We start from the raw sequence: 19,943 nt of genomic DNA on the forward strand, positions 1-19,943 counted from the left end.
CGAGATTATCCACGGAGTCTAGCTTGGTTGCCTTATTTAAACCGCAAGTTATCCTTTATCCTGAGAATCTGGATATTTTATATTGACATTAATTTATATTAATACTAACTAAATTGGTTATTATAATATACTGGCTTCAGTCATGCCTTTTTTACTCATGAGGGGATTGGCTTGTGGTGCTCCATAAGCCTCATTTTGAGATTGTGCGTATTTCTGTAATTCGCAGTGATTTATCGGTGACATATTTGTTATAAACGCAGGCGAGGTAATCTCCCCTTTTTTACAAATCGACTGAACTGAGTCTACAGTTTTAGCTGCCCACCTTTTCGGATTGGTTTCATGATTTCGTCCATTATAGGGTTGGCTGTTAAAGCCGTGCGAATTTTTCGAAAATCGCAACAACTTGGTTTGGCAAATGCCTCGATGATATCGCCTACAGGCTCATTGTAATTATTGTCCTTGTTTTCAGTTATTCTCCTTTTGATTTCAATAAGGGCATTGCTAATATTTTCTTCTCTGGAAGGGTCGATATTCGCCACTATGTCCCGCATGGTCTTGATAATCGCTGGAACGGTTCCATCGACATTTCTTAGTAATTCATCATTCTTTAACACCGTATAGACCGCTAAAATATTTTCTTCTCGTTCATTCAAAGGTATCTTCGTTACACTCATGGTCACTTTATTTTTATTGGGTATTGTGGGATTTTCTTGTTTACTGTTGGTATCATTTTTAATTGAACTATCTTCCAAATTGGGTAGGATTATTCTTTCTGGTTCCCCTTTTTCTGTTTTAGCAATTTCCTTTGCAGCTTTCTCCCAACGTTCAATTGCTTTTTCGTCGCTGCTTTCTGGATTTACAAGCGCATTGGTTTTGATAAAGTTTAGCGCATTATTAATTACTTTCTCCTTATCCATCGTGTTAGTACAACTAATAAAATTATCACGACAAATTTGCTTTGCTATATCGAATTGTAAATTTTTGTTTTTAGAAAACTGCAATATAGTCAAAACAAGGAGAATTTTTAGTTCCTGGGTGCCTGCTTTATTAAAGAGAGAAAAATAATAATTTGATGTTTTGGCTAATAAATCCTTTTCTGGATTCAAAAAAGAAATCACGGGTGGTTTATTTTTAGTGGCATGGTTTTTTAGTATGTTGCTGATTGATATTTCATCGAGTTCATATCGACTATTATCCGGTTGTCGTTGGTATTGGGTAAATAAGCAGTGCATTTGTTGCGGGATTGAGAGTTTTTCTATATCAGGTACATCAGTAAACGACCTTAAGTGTTTAGGGATGGTGGCTGATTCAAAAAAGTAGGGGAAAATTTTTTTATAGGTTTCCAGAGGAAATGTAATATTCAATACGTCCAGTTGTGGAAAGTCATTTTTGAGAATGGGCGGGTTTAAACCATGATGGACATGCATTAATGCAACGACCGTTTCAGCAAAGCTACCTGTGCCGCGTTGCAGGGGTTGGGTATTTCCAATTAACCATGATAATTCGGCCAGTTTCTCATAAAAGACCGTAAGTTTATCCTGATAGTCAGAATATTTTCCAATGGCAGATAAATCCATAGACCAGATTTCTGCAAATAGGCTTTCAATATGAGGCCAGGTGGCATTTAGTGATGCCATTCCATGTCTCCATTGTAAGTTGGGTTTTGCGATCACATCCTCAGCATCCCCACTCCAGACGAATTTGGTTTCTTTAATGTTATTAACCTGCAGGTCATTATAAAACAAGCCGTAACTGACGGAGTAATTCTGTTTATTTATCCTTATGTCATCTGAAAAATAAAATACCGTTCTAATAAGCGGTAATGCAAAGGCATACTGCGCTCGAACAGGTGTGCCATAATCATTAGATTCTCGTAATTCACCTACAGCTTTACTTCGTCCTGTCTGTAGAAGCATATCGGATACTTTTTCAAGAACGACAGCCGCTAATTGCGACTTGCTGCCGGAGGGTAAAAGGGCGTCAAAAGGTGGCTTGCTTGGTGTGGTCTGTGTTGAATTAGATAATAACTGATTGAGCTCATGAACCAATTCCATGCGTTTAGCGCCAAATTTAATATCTTCGTTGATGCTCCCTGCTGTTTTCCCGTAGAACTGTTTAAGTTTCTCTGTATGATTTGGCTTAATATAACGCGAGAAACAGGGTGCTGCGTCACAATATTTAATTTTAGCCGCTTCATAAACTTCTATAATAGTTTGTCGATGCGGATGATCTTTAGGGATAGACTGAACCAATTTATTTATTTTGTCGAAAGAGGTCGATGAAAATAAATTTAAAAATTGATGTTCCGTTGCATCTTTTACTTTTTTTGCATTATCTGATTTTATTTCGGACAAATTAAACAGTTCAATTGCGGCCAGGTGATAGTTATTTTTAAATAGAGCAAGCAAAATTTCACCATTATCTTTAAGTTTAAATCGTGAAAAATTACCCGTCATTAATGCATTAAACTGATCTTTAGAACTTACTGTTCTTAAATTGTGAATGTGCTTTATGACCTCGTCATTGAGCTCTAAATTTTCCATAACCACTGCAATGCATTTATAGGCTTGAGCATGATAAAGCATTTTAATTGTATTAAAAATTTGCTCCTGACTCATGTTTTTCATGTTCTCTAGCCAAATTTTACGGAATATCTGAGGACTGTCCTCTTGTATAGCCAATGCTTCCCAAGTCTCCACTGATCGCGCGAAAACAGGAAATTCGCGGAGTGCCTGGAACGATACGACGCTATCATTCTTCACGAGAGTTTCCATTAAATGCCAAAAAGAGGATTGATAACTTTGCAAAAATTCAAATTCAGGTGCATGGGTATAATCGATTTGATTTTCTTTCAAGAAATTAAAAATAACGTCCAGGCATTTTTTAAAAGCAGGGCCATTTTTATCCGGGAAGCCTAATACAGAATAGCTATACAGCATCGCATGAAGATTTTTTTGCAGAAAATCACTATAGACTGGTAATGAAATGGTATCGATTCTTTTTTGAAAATTATCAATTATCTTATAAGTTATATCAGGATGCTCCATAAACAAACGATGAAAAATATCCTCAGGTAATGTATAAATATCAAAAGACAATCCCTGGTCAATCAGATCGCCTAAAATCTGAGCTGCCTTGCCGAACGAGCGACGGTTTTCATTAATTTTAGAGTCCGTGATAATGCCCGTAATTAATTCTGAAAATTCATTTACATCACTTGTTTTTTTCTCATTCAAAAGGGCGTTAGACTGTTCAACATCGAGAGCCATAATCGCAGCGTAAATCAAGGGATTGGATGAAGATGGGTTATGCATTATTGCTCCTGAGAACTGATTACTATTTAGTATAGTTGCATCATGTGGTTTTTGGGACCAGACATACTTATGCCTCGATGCGGCTGCCTGCTGCGACGAGCAGTGAACTGAATGCTGGATAACTTCCTGCTTATAGTTATATCCACTCCCTTATGGTCGCGGCTCGGTTCACACTGTGCAGCTCTAGGCTGCGACTGTGGGGGAGCGGATATACTATCACTTAACTCAATGCTTGAATGGACATTTACCTTTCAAGACACCAGGAGCATGCTCTCCTAACACATCCTTATCCATTCCAAGTGGATTATTGAGCATATTTTTACCAATATCGCTATTGAGCTCGTGTCTTTGGAGAAATCCTATAAGCTCTTTATCAGTCACGGTGGCTATTTGCTGAGGTAACATTTCAATAGTATGAATATAGCGGATCCCTTTTTCATCATTCTTTAGATTTTGTTTCGCCAGCATCTCTTCAAAATATTGTCTTTCGATCAGTTGTTCTCTTGGCCCTGAAGCTGTAACGATTAAAGAACGTGTGTATTTCGCCTGAATGGAATACTTCTCAACCCAATTCAGTAAAATACGGTGCATCCCTTGTAGCTGTATTTTCGTGGCGTAAGAAGCACAGCGGGTATTTAATTCTTGTACCGAGCTCAATAATGATTGCAAGAGAGCACTTATTTTTTCCCCTGTTTCATCTATTTCAAGAACTCGAGCAGCAAAATATAGCAATAAATCAATGGGGTTTACCCTTCGACTTTGCACACCTGATTTATCTGAAGTATTGGGCTCACAAAGCTGTTCGAATAATTTAGCAATATGTTTTTGTTCAGAAACAAATCGTTTCAATTGCTTAAGATAGTTAATGATCCGTAGAGTGTCCCTTTTATGGTAGGGAGTAATTGCTTTTTTTTCCTGTATTGATTGCATAACCATGCTTAACCAAACCGAGCAATGGGATAATGATTTAACAAACTGGTATTCGTCTTTGAGTGCAGGGGTATTGTGTCGAGTAGTCAGAACTAATTCGTTCCTGGCATTTTTACTCCAAAGTGAGAGACGACCCTTATGATAAATAATGGCGTGGTTAATACCTTCTAATGGAGTTTGGGTGGCGTATTGTTCATGACTTTGAAGAAACTGTTTGCTTAGCTCTTGTGAAAGATTAGAACATCGTACAGCATTCGGCTTGGTGGAGAAGAAACGAGATGAAGTTGTGGGTTTATTTGCTAAAAAGATACCCCCAAGCCTTTCCTTGTAGATGATGGCTTCGGTTGATATTCGATTGTTGTCGTGATTTTAGAGCGCATTTTGATAACATGATTGCTCTTGGTAACATAATTGTTCTCCTTTGTGATTAATTATTAAGCATTTTTCTGATGCTACTCCGATTTGTATCTCGATGTCAACTCGTTTTAAGGTTTGTTTATATAAAATTGTAATAATCCATTTTGCATACCAAAAACACATTTTACTGAACTGATCGGGAGCAATATTGACATGGCGTTTCAAGCGATAATTCACTACACGAAAAATTATGGAACGGACATACCAGTAAAAATGGTTAAACATTATGAAAAAATACAGGGTGCTCATAATCAGGCCCACTGATAAAGTATAGTCAGGAAGAGGAGTTGCGCACTGTCTTAAAAAAGATCAAAAAGGTCTTTTTATTCTCATGCTGTTAATGCTATGATATAATCCTTTCGAGGCAATAATTAACTGCGACAGGAGATTTGTATGTCATATGTCACTATTGAGGTTGAAGAAAAAAAGAAGAAAAAGTTGCTTGATTTGTATCATGAGTTCCTGTCTAAGGAGAAGTCTAAGGCTCAAGCATTCAATTCTTTAGATGAATTCAAGAAAAGCCCCGGTTATCAAGACTTATCAGAAGAAGAACAGGAACATTTCAAGCACTATGAAGGGAAAAACGTGGTGGTTTTGGTATTCGATAATGCAGAGCAAGCCATAGAATTTATTGAACAAGCTCAGTTGAAGGGGCTCCTTGAGAAAGGGCAGGCCGAAGAAGTAATATCTCAGCTTAGTGAGCTAAATCAATCCTCCTATAAAATGGGAATGTAAACGAGTCAACACCTATTATTCATGCAATGGCCAAGTCTGTTCTAGACATGGCTGTTTTGAACTGCTTTGATCTCCCCGCGCATTGATGCCGATATAATAAATAGGGCCTCAGGTAAAAGCACTGAGAATAAATTTCTATTCCGATGGAGGCTTGACCAGGTCAACGCGTTGTCTTTATCGATTGAAGTAATCGTTATCGTGCGTCAGTAAGTGCTTCTTTTTAATGCCAAGACGGATTGGTTGCTATTAACGTCTCCATACCCTCTGATGTCACTAAAAATAGTTTAAAAAGTTAGTCTACTATATAATTGTGTAATTTATTAACAGAAATAACTCATGGTTCAACCTAAAGCTACAGCGATTGCACTGACTTATGAAGAACTGACCAAATTCCTGGAATACCTGTTTGCCGGTACGCCCTTGGCCGATGAGATGGCGGATTTTGGACACTGCAATGGATTTTCGAGCTTGTTCATGAATGCTATGCGTCGGGGCGAAAAAGGCAGGAGCGATTTTTTTAGGCGGATTGAAATCATCAGGGAATTATTGAGCATTAAGCAAAAAACATCGCTTATCAATATAACCTCTGAGCACATGCAGGCCTTCATTCAAGAGATTGTAAGTATGCTTGAAAACCCAAAAAGCAGCCAACAACCGTCTTTCTTTGTGAAAGAGGACCTGCCCATTCTTAAGGATTTAGTTTCATTTGCACAAGAACTGGTGGTCTATCAAGTACCGGCGTCCTTTAAAGTTTTGTTTGAAGGGGCTCTTAAAGAACCTGTCGGACAAGAACCCGAGCTGACATACCCTTTAATGTATACCCCGAAGGAGTATAAACAGTGCAGTCTCGAAAAACTATCGGTGGGTATCTACAATAAAACAGAGTTCCTGGCTTACTTTGAACGGCTCCATAAGGCCTTGTCGACCAAGCCAACGACAGAACAAGAACTACCAAACCCTGCGATTTCCTTTCTCATGGGGACGACTACACATTCGATTAGCATCAGTTATGAAACGACAACTCACACATGGTTTATGGCCAACAGCGAGGCCATAACCCAGGAGTTTCTGCTCGATGGCACCACAGATACGGAGCAACTGGCCGAATGGGTTTACAACGCGCTGGTCAGAAAGGATATCGATGAGTACATTGCGTTTTCTTCTACAATATTTGCTGATGCGACACGCGTTAAAGTCATCAAAGAAACGCTTAAAAAAGATACGGTTTGGCAAGGCATTCATGATCCAACCAGGAAAGATTGCAGTCATTATCTGAGTTATAACGATGTCAGATTGCTTCACATCCTGGTGTCAGAAGCGGAGTTAAGTACGGTTGCAAGCTACCTTGACCATCTAAAAAAGCAATCCAATACCCCATCTTTTTTTAATACAGGCAATGATCTGCATCAAAGCCTCAATGCTCAGGACAAATTTGGGTATACACCACTTATGTTTGCCATCGATAAAGCAGATTTTGAGCGAGTCGAGTTACTCTTGAGCTACAATCCTGATTTAAATTTAAAAAATAAAGGCACTGAATCAGGTGAAGGGCAAACAGCACTTGAATTAGCTCAATGTAATCTAAAGCAATATCATGAGAACGGTGGGAGTAATAAGCAAATCATTGAATCGTACGCCAAAATAATTGATTCCTTGGAAAAGCATTTAAAATCTAATGCGATGAGCCATAAAAAAATGAATTGAAATGGCAGTGAGCAAGCAAAGCATAGATGGCTCGGAAGTCATCCCGAGCCATATAAAAGAATTAGCTCACGCTGGCATTTAAGTCTGGTTTATCTCCCAACTTGTCTTTTAACCACTGCAAGGTATTTTGCGTTTCAGTCGATTTGCCCGGTCGTATGGGTGAGAAAAAGATATTACGATGAACCCCCATGAGTTGATGTTTATTGTTGATGTTATATTGCTTTGTGTTTTGTGAAGCCGGAGCCTCCTCTGCTTCCCAGGTTTTGATGATCGATAAAATATCTTCTGCGGTGCTGTCTGCAGCAGCTGTTGATAGTCGAGTTTTTAATTCCTTTAAACTGTTTATCTTGTCAGACGCGTCATTCAGGTACCAATGGGGTGTGGATAAGCGGTTGATTTCCAATTGAATTCTTTGTGCCGCCTGATTTTTTAATACTGTTTCTGAAACGGCTTTTTGTACTGCCCGATGTAATAGCGCGACTTTCTCTATTGGGGCAAAAACACAGGGTAAGGGCTGGGTTCCATCTTTAAAGTCGGTCGGTTGGACTTCCCTGAACTGGAATCCAGCTTCCTCTTCAAGCTCGTTTTTTATCAGTTGGAATGCTTCTGAGTTATTGGGAAAGCGGATCGCAACGGCTTTATTGTTAAAACTGTCACTGGCCATACGGACAACCAGATTGTTTTGACCAAACTCATGGTTGAGTTCATCCTCATACGCAAAAATGGTTCGTCCAGCAATAATGGCTGTTTCCTGGTAATAATTATCCAGACACATCACCATTCTGTATTCGGGCCATACGTTTGCATCTGTTTCGCTGCGTTTATCCATGACGACATCGGCTGTGTCAAAATCCAGCGTTTCTGTAGGCAATTGCCGAATAATTCCGCCTTTTTCCCGGTAAAAACCACCGTCAGGATGGTCAGTGATTTGGGTATCAAAGGGAAGCCCATTGGCCTTTGCAATAATGGGAGGAATAATACCTGTTGTAAGATTTCGTTTTGTATGGTCACCAGGAGGAGCAAGTCTTGAGTTGGTATCACCCATAATGACCGACAGGTCGCTTTTGGTTTTGGTTAATAACGCATGATATTGCTTTTCCATGTGATGTGGAAAAGGGCTATAGAGTCCCCAGATATTATGGACATCAATAGAAAGACCCGAGTGGGTATCCTGAAATGCCATGCTGCGTATTCTGGATTCCTTATTTCCCGACGTACCCTGTAATACCAATCGCTCGTTGTTGTAACAGCTGATGACGCCAAAATCATCAATGATGATTTCCCAACCTTTTCCTAATGCTTCTTTAAGATAAGGTACAATCGATTTATCCGCCTCTTGCAATAAAATAACATCAACAGCCTGTTTCTTGATGCTGTTCGCCAGTCCTGAAGCGATGTGCTGATATCGTTTTAAAGTATGCCCCTCTGGAATTTCCATGCCAAGCGGATGAACACCGGAGCATCCCTCATGACCCAAAATATTAAGCGAAACGATATTTAATGATCCCTTTTTTTCTCCAAGGGGTACTTTCGTCAGAACAGGGAGATGATCGGAGCGGGCTAAATCAGCATTGTCTGCAACTTCTTGAAAAGTAGGAAAAAGCGGGTGTTTTCTGGTCATAACAGCATTCCATAATCCTCAGTCAGGCCCCATTATACTTACACTCTCCCATGGTTGTCTATAAAATGGACGTTCTGACCGGATTCATTTCTTGTCATCTCCCTGGTAACCGGGATACATCGCCGAGGCCGCGTTCACGGCCTCTTTAAATCAGGAGCCGGGTTACATACTGTGCATTTCCATTGGCGAAGGGATGGGGGCTGTCGAGCCAGTATCGTTTGCAGGATTGAATAACGACAGGCTAACCAATGCGGATTGCGATGTACCAGTGATTTGTTCCATCTTTTTTTCAGAATCACAGGAAATCTGATTCAGTAAAAGGGTCAACTGGTCGCTTTGTTGTATGATTTCTAAGGCTTTGGCATCTTCACGTAAATCAAGTCCAAACGCGGGATATACCGTCAAAAATTGGTCCATAAACGAGTGGATTAAGGCCTTATCATTATCTGAATGCAAGCATCGCTGGATTAGATGGGCGGCGATGGCGGCAGGTAATTCTATATCGGTCTTAATCGAAATTTGTGTCCTCTTAATCGCATAAAGGAAAGTGATGAGTCCTGGGGTATCCAGTAAATTCCTTAAATCCTTAAGGATTATCGCCAGGAATTTAAAATGCTTTTGAGAGTCAGGCAGAGCAGCATGCGCCATCGAACACATAAATTTATTCAAATCATCCTCTAAAAGAATATCTGAACCCCTCGTCTTTAATATAAGTTTAACCAGATTGGGGGGGTCTATGTGCTGCCAGATATCAGCTGTCGATAAGACGGATGATATAATATCCTTATCGCTTGAGGTAAACACATGGCTGCTATTGAGTAAGTCATTCAGTTCAATGATAGCCGGCTCAAAATTGGCTAGTACTGCCTGTGACACCAATCCTAAATCAGGTTTTTTATCCAGAATACGTATGTTGTATTGATTGAGAGACCAGGCGGCTACGGCCGGATCGATCTTTTCAGCGAGTTTTATAATTCCCAGCGATAAAATTCCGGTTCCCGCTTTCCATTGAAAAATGGCTGCCAAAGCAACGGCCGGTACCGTTAATTGTAATTGGCAATATAGAATCTCTGCTTCTTTATCCTGTTGTTTTGCCCGTTTAATCAGGGTGTTAATGGCATATTGTTGTTCATCACCTGTTTTTTCCAGTATATCCAATTTGATTTCCAAGAGCTCCAATCTGTGAGTCATTTGTTCTGCAGACGTTTTATCGTCACCTGTGTCTTTGGGATTGGATTGATGCGATTTAAGGGCTAATCGCAAATAAGACCGTGCTTTTTTTAATTGGTTCGTTTCTGAGAAGGACCGGGCCAACTCCGTTGCCATCGCTGTTGAGCAAGGCATTTCGCTGTCAGTCGAGAGGATGGCGTCAATTTCACAGGTAATCAAGGGATGACCTGAACGTAGCGCCCGCAATAAATAACTTACCCCCATCTGAAGATAATATTTAATTTCAAGACCTTCACCCGGGCGGGAATGAGAGTTAACCATTCTTTCTTTTGCGCGGGCATAATACACAGCTAATTTCCCTACTTCAGTCAATAAAATGGGGTTGGCTTTATTTAAAAGCTCATCTATTTTTTGCTTAAATGGTCCCGCTGTCAAAAAGAAGCGTTGGTAGAGTCTGATAAAGTCTTGTGGATTTTGCTGGCTGAAATGGGCTAAATTAAACGAGCTGGGCGGTATTTCAAGTTTACCCTTTGAGCTGTTTATTTCATCGAGCAATCGAAAATAAATAGCCCCGGCTTGAGCAGCTGGAAGCCTGGAGCCGCTCAATAGTAGAAAGAGCAGTGTTGTCTCAAGTGCGTTTAAAGACTCGGATAATTCTTGTTTATTCTTATCGTTTGCTTTTATGGGGTTATCTTCAAGAAATTGCTGACCGTGAGCATATAAAAATTGAGCGAGCTGAATTGAGCCATCGACATAAGCGTCAATTTGGTCGGGAGTTTTTGAATCCATGGAGTAATCATAAAATACATCAAGGATGGCGGCTAATAACCGATTGAACCGAAGAAAGCGATTGATGTCTTTATAATGAGCACTTTCGGTTGAAATGATTGGCAATTTCTGGGCGATTTGTTGTGATTCCTTGCAAATTTGTTCAAGCTGCAATTTTTTCCCGGCCAAGAAACCATAAAGTTGAGGAGCCTTCTCTTCATCCAGATTTTTCATCTGCTGAGTCAGCAAGGCAAGCTGTGATTGAAAGCCTTCCAGGATGACGTTAAAGTCTTTAGACAATTTATCAAAGGCGGTGATGCTTGGGTAATCAGTAGCCGCTTTGAAGCCTTTTTCATCCAGTGCCTCTTCTTCAGCCAGTATTTCTATGTCAGCGGCTGATAATTTTTCAAATTCCTGAAAAAGGAGAGCAAGTTGTTGTGCCATGAGCCGAGGAGACTTGTTTAACTCCTCTCTAAGTAAAAGGCCAAGGGTATCAGACGAATAATTGTCGATGTTGGCTAGTAAATTGAAAAAATCGAGTTTAGGCGGGAGATATTTTTTAAGTTCATCCGGAAAGTTAACATCATCACTTTTTGTGAATCCAGGGTAATCAAAAATGGAACTGGTTATATTATCCCAATAGCTTGGTCCAGGGTCGATATCCAACCATACCCATAAATTATCCTTGTAGACACCGATAACTGTTGCGAGGCCCTTAGGGGTATATATTCGTTCTAAAAAGTGTGTGCCAAAGCGTTTGGTTGCTTCATCGGTGGCATCAACTATTATGTCTCTTTTTGATTTGGTTTTAAAAGAAAGGCTGGAGAGATTATATTCAGACTTTGACTGCACAATGTATCCTCAGATTAAATTGAGTGATTTGGGTTTGGCCTTGCATTCTATTTAATTTTCAACAGTATGTGAATATTGATCAATTTGTATTTTGTTGGATCTTTATGTGCATGCAATATTTTACATGCCATGGCTAAAGCGCAGGATTGCCTCGATGTAGTCGCTTGGTTTTATTCGCGTTTGGAGTCTTCACAATATGACGGAAGCGGCTGATTGGGAGTTCTGTTATGCGAATCGGATGATTTAAAATCTGACAAGGTCGCAATAGCCCTTGAAATTGTTGTTTAAGCCCTGTTGCATTAAGGTATGGGGAAGTCCAGGACTTATGAAGTGACAAGAAAAATGACTTGTCACCTCAATGTAATAGCCAATAATCCATTAACCATCCCTCATCCCTGATTCATGGGTAAGTTACCGTCATCGGATCATCAATGGCGATAGTCACAGGCTGAGTCCAGGTCGGGCCTGGAGAAGTATAAGTCACACCGGGAGTTGGGTTATTACCTGGGCCGCCTGGATTATATAGAGGTAAATAAGGGGGTGTAGCCGGTATGATAACGTCGGTAATTAAACGCATGGCGGCCTCATCCCCTTTTAAGATAATGTCGAGGTAATTATCCCGGTCGGCTATATAGGCATCATTTAATGGCAGATCGTATTTGCCTAAATCCGCCAAGCCAACCACGGTAATGCTGCCCGCAGAAAAAAGATAAGGTATACCTGTTTGCGTGATGAGAGAAGGTACCCCGCCATCGACCACCTGAATTTGAAAAAAGGTTTCAAAATCGGTCGGGAGGATGGCTGAAACGCCATCCGGTGAAATGCCCGCCGTTGTATAAATGCGTAATCGGTATTCGGCATCGGGCCCATAAAGCGCTGTGCCGCCATTGGGTAGATTGCTTCTAAACGCCACCGGCGCATCTTGTCCAATGTCGTTCATGATGCTTAATTTAGCACCAATTAACTTAGGCCCTCCGCCCGGTTGATAAGGGTTGCCACTGGATTTGGTTAAGCCCACGGCACTGACCGGTCCATTGGGTCCCACCAGTTTCAATGTTGTCCCATTATCCACAATAGTGACTTGCGTTGGATAAACGGCTCCGGGTGTACCGGGTGAGAGTCGATTACCAAATTGGCCAAAAATGACTATGCAACTGCGCTTGTTATATAAAAAATTGGGGGTAATGGATGCCACTTCCGGTTGAACTATTTCGCCGGTGTTTAAGGTCAGGCGAAAATCAGTAGGCCGCACGGTACTGGGTAACACCGGCCAGGTAAAACAAATAGGCATCGCATCCGCATGATCGGTAGGGTAACCAAAGCCAAACGCCACGTCAGAAGGGGTTTGCGCCGTGGTGTAGGCAGCAAAAGGGGCGTTGGGTGTTGTAATCGTCATCCACGCCCCGCCGGCAGCGACCACACCGGATTCATTGCCGGGAACCCCTTCAATGCCTTCAAATCCATAATTCGCAGACAATATTTCGGGCTGATTGCCCCATAAATCGGCATTAATCAATTTATCTTCCAACAGGGATTGATAAGGGATGGAGGGTGGGGGGATCACATTAACCCGTAATAAATCATTGGCATTAGTCACCCCGGCGCAACTTATGCCATCATTCCAGCAGGCCATTAACACGTTGGGCGCACGTGCGCCGCTGATGACGTCTCCCACGCGTAAACCATTGGCTGAAACCGTTAGTGTTAAGGTGCAACTGGCATTGGGTGCCAGCGTAAACCTGGAGCCGCACCCCGTTGCGTTAATGCTGGTGTGAGGCGGGAGGGAAACAATGGATGCATTGATGGCTGTGAGTGGATTCGGATTGGTAATCTGATATTTCGCATGAACCGGAAAACCGATAGGCACTTCCCGGGGGAGTATCGTATTGGGTTGAGCTTTGATAAAGAAAGGAAGATTTGGCTGGGCCTTATTTATTTTAGCTTCAGCGTATCCATGAGCATGAACAAAAGTCAAACATAAAAATACTTGAAAAACACGATAGAAACAACGTCCTGGATTATTCATTATCGATAACCTTATTTATAAATACCAACTAATCTGCGCCAAAATGGTATTGATGTGTAAATGCGATTGGTTTAAATAATTTGAAAGACTGGTTTGACGTAGAGAACCACTGCCGAGGCCAACCTCTCCCAAGTCAGAAAAAAGATACCCCACACCAACGGTCACATGGGACGTTAACAAGGCATCGATGCCTAATCCAAGCGCATAACTTAAAGTAGAGCTGTGGTGATTGGAATAAGTCGGCGTAACCGTCAAATAACCGGGCACGGTGGTATAAAAATGCCTGGCGCGATTAAATCCGCCGCCAAGTCCGGCGGTAATATAGGGATAAAGGCGTTGTCCCCATTGATGCTGCAGTTTGGCGTCGACTAACGCTTGCGACAGTTCAATGGTGTATTGATAATCGGCACTGTAGAGTGGCGGGAATATCCCTTGTTGTAATGTGCCGTTTACGGTTATCTCACTGAATTGATGATAACTTAAGCCTATCAGGAGGCTGTTTAATGAATTAAGCATGAATCGCCGGCTAAATGAAATGCCGTAACGCGTAGAGGATGCATCCTGATTGGGTGAGTAATTAAACGTGCTGTATCCTAAGGGAAAATGAACAGACCGGCCGGATTCATTCGTCCGCGCACTCCCAATGTCCAACCCCAATACAAAGGCTTTGTCATTAAGGCTGCTTTCGATCCCACTACAGTAAGCGGGATGAATTAGGAAACAGAGCAATGAAAATACAATAAGTAGTCGCTTCAATCCATGTCCTTATAAATTGGCAATTCTCAACAAAGAGTTAGTTTATACAAAAATAAACTGAAGAAATAGCTGTTCATCATGAAGTGCATGGTTGCGACTGGATACCACCACAGTCGCAGCAGGGTAGATGATTCGATTTAATCTACCCAGACCATTATGCAATAAAACCATTAAAGCGATAAACAAGACCAACATTAAACTGGTTTGTTGTGGGGTGATTAAAGATTAAGCTTCCCTCAATCAGGCCTCGCCTATTGATGACAGGATCGGTAAACGATTGATAAATATTAATGACCCATTCTGCCCGAAGCCTTAAGTTTTTTGTCAGGGTGGTATTGAGGCCCAGGCCTGTTTGAAAACCGTTCAAATCGTGTTCATTGTTAAAGGTCGTCACAACGCCTGTTGCCAGCAAGGCTCGTCCTTCCCCGCTTATTTTAAATGCGCCGTTAACATACCCGGCACGCGCATAGGCAAGCGTTCTATTATTGATCTCAATTCCGGGTAAAACGGCAATGCCGGCATGTCGCTTATTGCGTACGTTAAACGATGCAAAGGTAAGCCCTTCCAAATTGACAGGGTTGTCATCAAAGATTTCTGCTTTGGCGTCATTATCAGAAAAATTTAAAAATCCTTCTATGCCAAGGTAGAATGGGGAGGGGAAATGAATGCCAAAACCGGCGAATACTCCTCCGGCCAGCGCTAAATCGGTTAGATGGGTTTGGCCGAATCGATTCACTAATCCGGTCGAGAGGCGTATATCGGTCAATTTGATATTATATTTGGAGTAATCGCCCGATAGATTAGCGCCTAAGTAAACCTCTTTTGAATAGTGGTGGTCAGAATCCAAGGCAGCGTTCATTGTGCCAGCTAACGCGCTGGCTACATGCAGGAGTCCAACGAATAAAAGCCCAATTTTTTTCATAAAATCCTTTTTAATACAATGTCTCAGACAAAAATATTCTGACCGATTATGCTAAAATGATTTACCGTATTTTACAATCCAGGGGGATACAGGGATTTCTGATGCAAACTAATCGTGACGTGTGCTGATTATAAACAATCTTTCTTGTCGTTCTTCTACACGCCATGTTTTTGGACCGATTTAGGCGGTTATACCCCCCCGGTAAAATAATCATAATAAATGCCGTAAGTTTCTGCTGCAAATCAGGATAAAATCCTGTACAATATGTGACAATTTTTTATCCATTTAAATTTTAGAAGAGTGCTATGGCTGATTTAAACCTTTACAGAAACATCGGTATCTTCGCTCACGTTGATGCTGGAAAAACCACCACTACCGAACGTATCCTCAAACTGACGGGTAGAATCCATAAAATGGGTGAGGTACACGAAGGGGAGTCCACAACCGACTTCATGGAGCAGGAAGCCGAGCGCGGTATTACCATCCAGTCAGCTGCTGTCAGTTGCTTCTGGAAAGGCACCCGCTTCAATATTATCGATACCCCGGGACACGTGGACTTCACCGTAGAGGTTTATCGTTCCCTGAAAGTACTCGATGGCGGTATCGGGGTATTCTGTGGTTCTGGCGGTGTTGAACCCCAATCAGAAACGAACTGGCGCTATGCGAACAATTCAAAAGTAGCCCGTTTGATTTTCGTCAACAAATTAGACCGAATCGGCGCAAACTTCCTGAAAGTCACTGATCAGATTAAAAAAGTCTTGGGCGCCAATCCATTAATTATGACCTTGCCTATCGGTATCGAAGATAACTTCGTCGGTGTGGTCGATTTATTAACCCGTAAAGCCTACGTTTGGGATGAAACAGGCCAACCAGAAAATTATAGCGTGACCGACGTCCCAGCCGATATGCATGACGATGTGGAAATGTATCGTGCGCAATTGATTGAAACCGCGCTGGAAATGGACGATGAGTTGTTGATGGGGTATTTGGAAGGTGTCGAGCCCTCCATCGAAGAAATCAAGCGTTGCATCCGTATCGGTACACGTGAATTGGCATTCTTCCCAACCTATTGCGGTTCAGCCTTCAAAAACAAAGGCATGCAGCTGTTATTGGATGCAGTCGTTGACTACTTGCCTGCTCCTCATGAAGTAAACCCACAGCCGCTGACCAATGCTGAAGGTGAGCCCAATGGTGAGTTTGCCATCGTTTCTCCGGATGAACCATTCCGTGCGTTAGCCTTTAAAATCATGGATGACCGTTTCGGTGCGCTAACCTTCGTACGCATCTATTCAGGAAAATTAAATAAAGGGGATACGATTCTTAACTCCTTTACCGGTAAAACGGAGCGGGTTGGTCGTATGGTTGAGATGCAGGCCAATGAGCGGAATGAATTGCAAAGTGCGGAAGCGGGCGACATTATCGCTATCGTCGGTATGAAAAACGTTCGCACCGGTCACACGCTTTGCGATCCTAATCACGAATGCACACTCGAAGCGATGGTCTTCCCTGAGCCTGTTATTTCGATTGCCGTTTCTCCAAAAGACAAAGGCTCTACTGAAAAGATGAGTATTGCTATTGGTAAGATGGTTGCCGAAGATCCAACGTTTAGAGTCGAGACGGATGAAGATTCAGGTGAAACCATTCTGCGTGGTATGGGTGAATTACACCTTGATATTAAAGTGGATATCTTAAAGCGTACTTACGATGTGGAATTGATCGTAGGGCAGCCGCAGGTTGCTTACCGTGAAACGATCACCAAATCAATCCAGGATAGTTATACCCACAAGAAACAATCCGGTGGTGCCGGTCAATACGGTAAAATCGATTACACCATTGAGCCAGGTGAGCCCAACAGTGGATTTACCTTCATGACATCCGTTGTGGGTGGAAACGTGCCAAAAGAATTCTTCCCAGCCATTGAGAAGGGTTTCCGTTCCATGATGGATACCGGACCGTTAGCCGGCTTCCCTGTACTGGATGTGGTCATTAACCTGACCGATGGTGCTTACCACGCGGTTGACTCCTCAGCGATCGCATTTGAGATTGCTGCCAAAGGTGCATTCCGACAATCAATGCCTAAAGCGGGTCCTCAATTGCTTGAACCGATCATGAAAGTTGACGTTTACAGCACAGAAGAAGACGTCGGTAACGTCATTGGTGACTTGAACCGTCGCCGCGGTATGATTTCTGGTCAGGAGCCAAGTGCTGCCGGTGTTCGCATCAAGGCCGATGTTCCCCTTTCAGAAATGTTTGGTTACATCAGCACGCTGCGTACCCTTACTTCTGGTCGTGGTCAATTCTCCATGGAATTCTCTCACTATGCGCCTTGCCCGGCGAGTGTGGCTGAAGCCGTGATTGCCAAAGAGAAAGAAAAGAAAGCTGCGTTGGCCAAGTAAGTCGTTCTTGTTTCTTTAAAAGCCCTGCCAGTTTGTTCTCGCAGGGCTTTTTTTATTCAACAAATCCTTGATGCTACCAGCGTGCTATCAGGGGACCAGGTCGAAACGATCGGCATGCATCACTTTAGTCCAGGCGGCAACAAAGTCATGCACAAATTTTTCTTTGTTATCATCCTGAGCGTAGACTTCCGCATAGGCGCGGAGGATGGAATTGGATCCAAAAACAAGATCAACACGCGTAGCGGTCCACTTCACCTGGCCTGTATTACGATCGCAAATCTCATACAGATGATGTCCAGCGGGCCTCCAGGTGTTGGCCATATCGGTCAGGTTAACAAAAAAATCATTGGTCAGAACACCTTCGCGGTTGGTTAGTACACCGTGTTTGGTTTGGCTATGATTTGTGCCTAACATGCGCATACCCCCAATCAAAACCGTCATCTCAGGGGCGGTCAGGCCGAGCAATTGGGTTTGATTGAGCAGAAGCTCTTCGGGACGTATAGGTGAATCATCTTTAAGCCAATTACGGTAACCATCATGAAGGGGCTCCAGCACAGCAAAGGATTCGGCATCCGTCATGGCTTCCGTGGCATCACCCCGCCCCGGTGCAAAGGGGACGGTGACATTGAACCCAGCGGCTTTGGCGGCTTGTTCTATACCGACATTTCCTGCAAGGACAATGGTATCGGCCAGACTGGCACCTGTTTCTTTGGCAATGCCTTCGAGGACAGACAAGACGTTTGCCAAACGCTGCGGTTCATTACCAACCCAGCTTTTTTGAGGCATCAGGCGAATACGAGCGCCATTGGCTCCACCTCTCATGTCGGAGCCACGAAACGTTCTGGCACTGTCCCAGGCCGTAGAAACCATGTCTCCGATGCTTAAACCACAGGCCATGATTTGCCTTTTGGCCGCGTCCACATCATACTGTGTGTTACCAGCGGGCACAGGGTCTTGCCAGATTAACGCCTCATCAGGCACATAGGGGCCAATGTAGCGTACCTTGGGACCCATGTCCCTATGGGTCAGTTTGAACCAGGCACGTGCAAAAACCTCGGCAAAATAATCAGGATCGTTGTAAAATCGTTCGGCAATTTGCCGATAAATCGGATCCTTCTTCATGGCCATGTCTGCATCGGTCATAATCGGGTTGCAGCGTATACTCGGGTCTTCTGCATCAACGGGTTTATCCTCTTCTTTAATATTAATCGGCTCCCATTGCCAGGCTCCGGCAGGACTTTTTTTCAATTCCCAGTCATAGGTCAGCAGCAAATAAAAATAACCGTTATCCCACTGGGTCGGATGTGTCGTCCAGGCGCCTTCAAGTCCGCTGGTCACGGCATGACGGCCTACATCGCCAAGCCAGCCAAGGCCTTGCGCCTCGATATTGGCATCTTCGGGTGCTGGGCCTAAATGTTGGGGATTACCATTCCCATGGCATTTGCCGACGGTATGGCCGCCGGCCGTTAAAGCGACCGTTTCCTCATCATTCATGGCCATGCGCCTGAAAGTTATACGAACGTCCTGAGCTGTACGCAGGGGATCAGGATGCCCACCCACTCCTTCAGGATTGACATAAATTAACCCCATCTGCACCGCGGCCAGTGCATTTTCCAATGATTCGCGATTGTCGTCACTGTAACGTTCAGCGCCTAACCATTCTTTTTCTGACCCCCAGTAAATGTCCTTTTCAGGCTGCCAGATATCTTCCCGTCCGAATCCAAAACCAAAGGTTTTAAGTCCCATGGATTCGTAAGCAACGGTGCCTGCAAAGACCATCAAGTCAGCCCAGCTTAAGCTATTACCGTATTTCTTTTTGATGGGCCAGAGTAGTCGGCGTGCTTTATCGAGATTGACGTTGTCTGGCCAGGAATTTAATGGTGCAAAACGTTGGTTACCCGTACCTGCCCCACCTCTGCCATCCGCGATTCGATAAGAGCCGGCGGCATGCCAAGACATGCGGATCATGAGGCCGCCATAGTGTCCCCAATCAGCAGGCCACCAGGACTGATTGTCTGTCATTAACGCCAGCACATCCTTCTTTAGCGCTTCAAAGTCAAGCTTCTTGACTGCGTCACGGTAGTTGAAGGTTTCTCCCAACGGATTGGTTTGAGGATTGTGTTGATGCAGGATGTCGAAATTTAAATTCTCAGGCCACCAGTCAACGTTTGCGCGGCCGGTGGACAGGACGCCATGCAAAGCAGGGCATTTTGAGGCGGTTGCTGTATTCATAGGTATCTGCTTGTAATCCATTAATTATTTGATCAATTTAACTATATACTGAGAGGCAGGGGGGAGGCAATTTAGGAACGTTTCGGCACTTTATTCCATG

General features: G+C 43.0%; 11 protein-coding genes. 3 read left to right on the forward strand and 8 right to left on the reverse strand.

The window, feature by feature from the left end:
• Positions 1-302: 302 nt before the first annotated feature.
• Complete coding sequence (locus Lery_RS15765; protein ID WP_058527937.1) at positions 303-3,314, reverse strand: hypothetical protein; 3,012 nt, start codon at positions 3,312-3,314, stop codon at positions 303-305.
• 225 nt (positions 3,315-3,539) lie between these two features.
• Complete coding sequence (locus Lery_RS14540) at positions 3,540-4,244, reverse strand: hypothetical protein (RefSeq protein WP_058527938.1); 705 nt, start codon at positions 4,242-4,244, stop codon at positions 3,540-3,542.
• An 810-nt stretch (positions 4,245-5,054) separates the two neighbouring features.
• Here Lery_RS14540 and Lery_RS14550 point away from each other — a divergent pair.
• Positions 5,055-5,396, forward strand: a complete 342-nt coding sequence (locus Lery_RS14550) for a hypothetical protein (RefSeq protein ID WP_058527940.1) — start codon at positions 5,055-5,057, stop codon at positions 5,394-5,396.
• Between the two features lie 336 nt (positions 5,397-5,732).
• Positions 5,733-7,100 carry an ankyrin repeat domain-containing protein gene (locus Lery_RS14555; protein WP_058527941.1) on the forward strand — a complete coding sequence of 456 codons (1,368 nt, stop codon included), beginning with the start codon at positions 5,733-5,735 and terminating at the stop codon, positions 7,098-7,100.
• Positions 7,101-7,161: 61 nt separating this feature from the next.
• Here Lery_RS14555 and Lery_RS14560 read toward each other — a convergent pair whose 3' ends face one another.
• The 5 genes from Lery_RS14560 to Lery_RS14580 all read right to left on the reverse strand — a co-directional run bounded on the left by Lery_RS14560 (position 7,162) and on the right by Lery_RS14580 (position 15,215).
• The gene (locus tag Lery_RS14560) at positions 7,162-8,721 is read right to left on the reverse strand and encodes a hypothetical protein (RefSeq protein WP_058527942.1); all 1,560 of its coding nucleotides are present in this window, start codon (positions 8,719-8,721) and stop codon (positions 7,162-7,164) included.
• 162 nt (positions 8,722-8,883) lie between these two features.
• Complete coding sequence (locus tag Lery_RS14565) at positions 8,884-11,511, reverse strand: hypothetical protein (RefSeq protein WP_058527943.1); 2,628 nt, start codon at positions 11,509-11,511, stop codon at positions 8,884-8,886.
• A 400-nt stretch (positions 11,512-11,911) separates the two neighbouring features.
• The gene (locus Lery_RS14570) at positions 11,912-13,537 is read right to left on the reverse strand and encodes a hypothetical protein (RefSeq protein WP_058527944.1); all 1,626 of its coding nucleotides are present in this window, start codon (positions 13,535-13,537) and stop codon (positions 11,912-11,914) included.
• 15 nt (positions 13,538-13,552) lie between these two features.
• A complete protein-coding gene (locus tag Lery_RS14575) occupies positions 13,553-14,293 on the reverse strand; it encodes an outer membrane protein (RefSeq protein ID WP_082657225.1) in 741 nt (246 codons plus the stop codon).
• Between the two features lie 154 nt (positions 14,294-14,447).
• Entirely contained in the window at positions 14,448-15,215 is a 768-nt protein-coding gene (locus tag Lery_RS14580) for an outer membrane protein (protein ID WP_058527946.1), read from the reverse strand.
• Positions 15,216-15,520: 305 nt separating this feature from the next.
• Here Lery_RS14580 and fusA point away from each other — a divergent pair, with 305 nt between their 5' ends.
• The gene (fusA, locus tag Lery_RS14585) at positions 15,521-17,611 is read left to right on the forward strand and encodes an elongation factor G (protein WP_058527947.1); all 2,091 of its coding nucleotides are present in this window, start codon (positions 15,521-15,523) and stop codon (positions 17,609-17,611) included.
• Positions 17,612-17,698: 87 nt separating this feature from the next.
• Here fusA and katG read toward each other — a convergent pair whose 3' ends face one another.
• Positions 17,699-19,864 carry a catalase/peroxidase HPI gene (katG, locus tag Lery_RS14590; protein WP_058527948.1) on the reverse strand — a complete coding sequence of 722 codons (2,166 nt, stop codon included), beginning with the start codon at positions 19,862-19,864 and terminating at the stop codon, positions 17,699-17,701.
• Between the last annotated feature and the right edge of the window lie 79 nt (positions 19,865-19,943).

The organism is Legionella erythra, assembly GCF_001467615.1.
GTDB classification, from domain to species: Bacteria; Pseudomonadota; Gammaproteobacteria; order Legionellales; family Legionellaceae; genus Legionella_C; species Legionella_C erythra.

What these genes read in the sequence shown, in the direction of transcription:
- Lery_RS14580 (WP_058527946.1), bottom strand. Translation starts at nt 15,215, where the DNA reads ATGAAAAAAATTGGGCTTTTATTCGTTGGACTCCTGCATGTAGCCAGC.
- Lery_RS15765 (WP_058527937.1), bottom strand. Translation starts at nt 3,314, where the DNA reads ATGCATAACCCATCTTCATCCAATCCCTTGATTTACGCTGCGATTATG.
- Lery_RS14560 (WP_058527942.1), bottom strand. Translation starts at nt 8,721, where the DNA reads ATGACCAGAAAACACCCGCTTTTTCCTACTTTTCAAGAAGTTGCAGAC.
- Lery_RS14555 (WP_058527941.1), top strand. Translation starts at nt 5,733, where the DNA reads ATGGTTCAACCTAAAGCTACAGCGATTGCACTGACTTATGAAGAACTG.
- Lery_RS14550 (WP_058527940.1), top strand. Translation starts at nt 5,055, where the DNA reads ATGTCATATGTCACTATTGAGGTTGAAGAAAAAAAGAAGAAAAAGTTG.
- Lery_RS14570 (WP_058527944.1), bottom strand. Translation starts at nt 13,537, where the DNA reads ATGAATAATCCAGGACGTTGTTTCTATCGTGTTTTTCAAGTATTTTTA.
- Lery_RS14540 (WP_058527938.1), bottom strand. Translation starts at nt 4,244, where the DNA reads ATGCAATCAATACAGGAAAAAAAAGCAATTACTCCCTACCATAAAAGG.
- katG (WP_058527948.1), bottom strand. Translation starts at nt 19,864, where the DNA reads ATGGATTACAAGCAGATACCTATGAATACAGCAACCGCCTCAAAATGC.
- fusA (WP_058527947.1), top strand. Translation starts at nt 15,521, where the DNA reads ATGGCTGATTTAAACCTTTACAGAAACATCGGTATCTTCGCTCACGTT.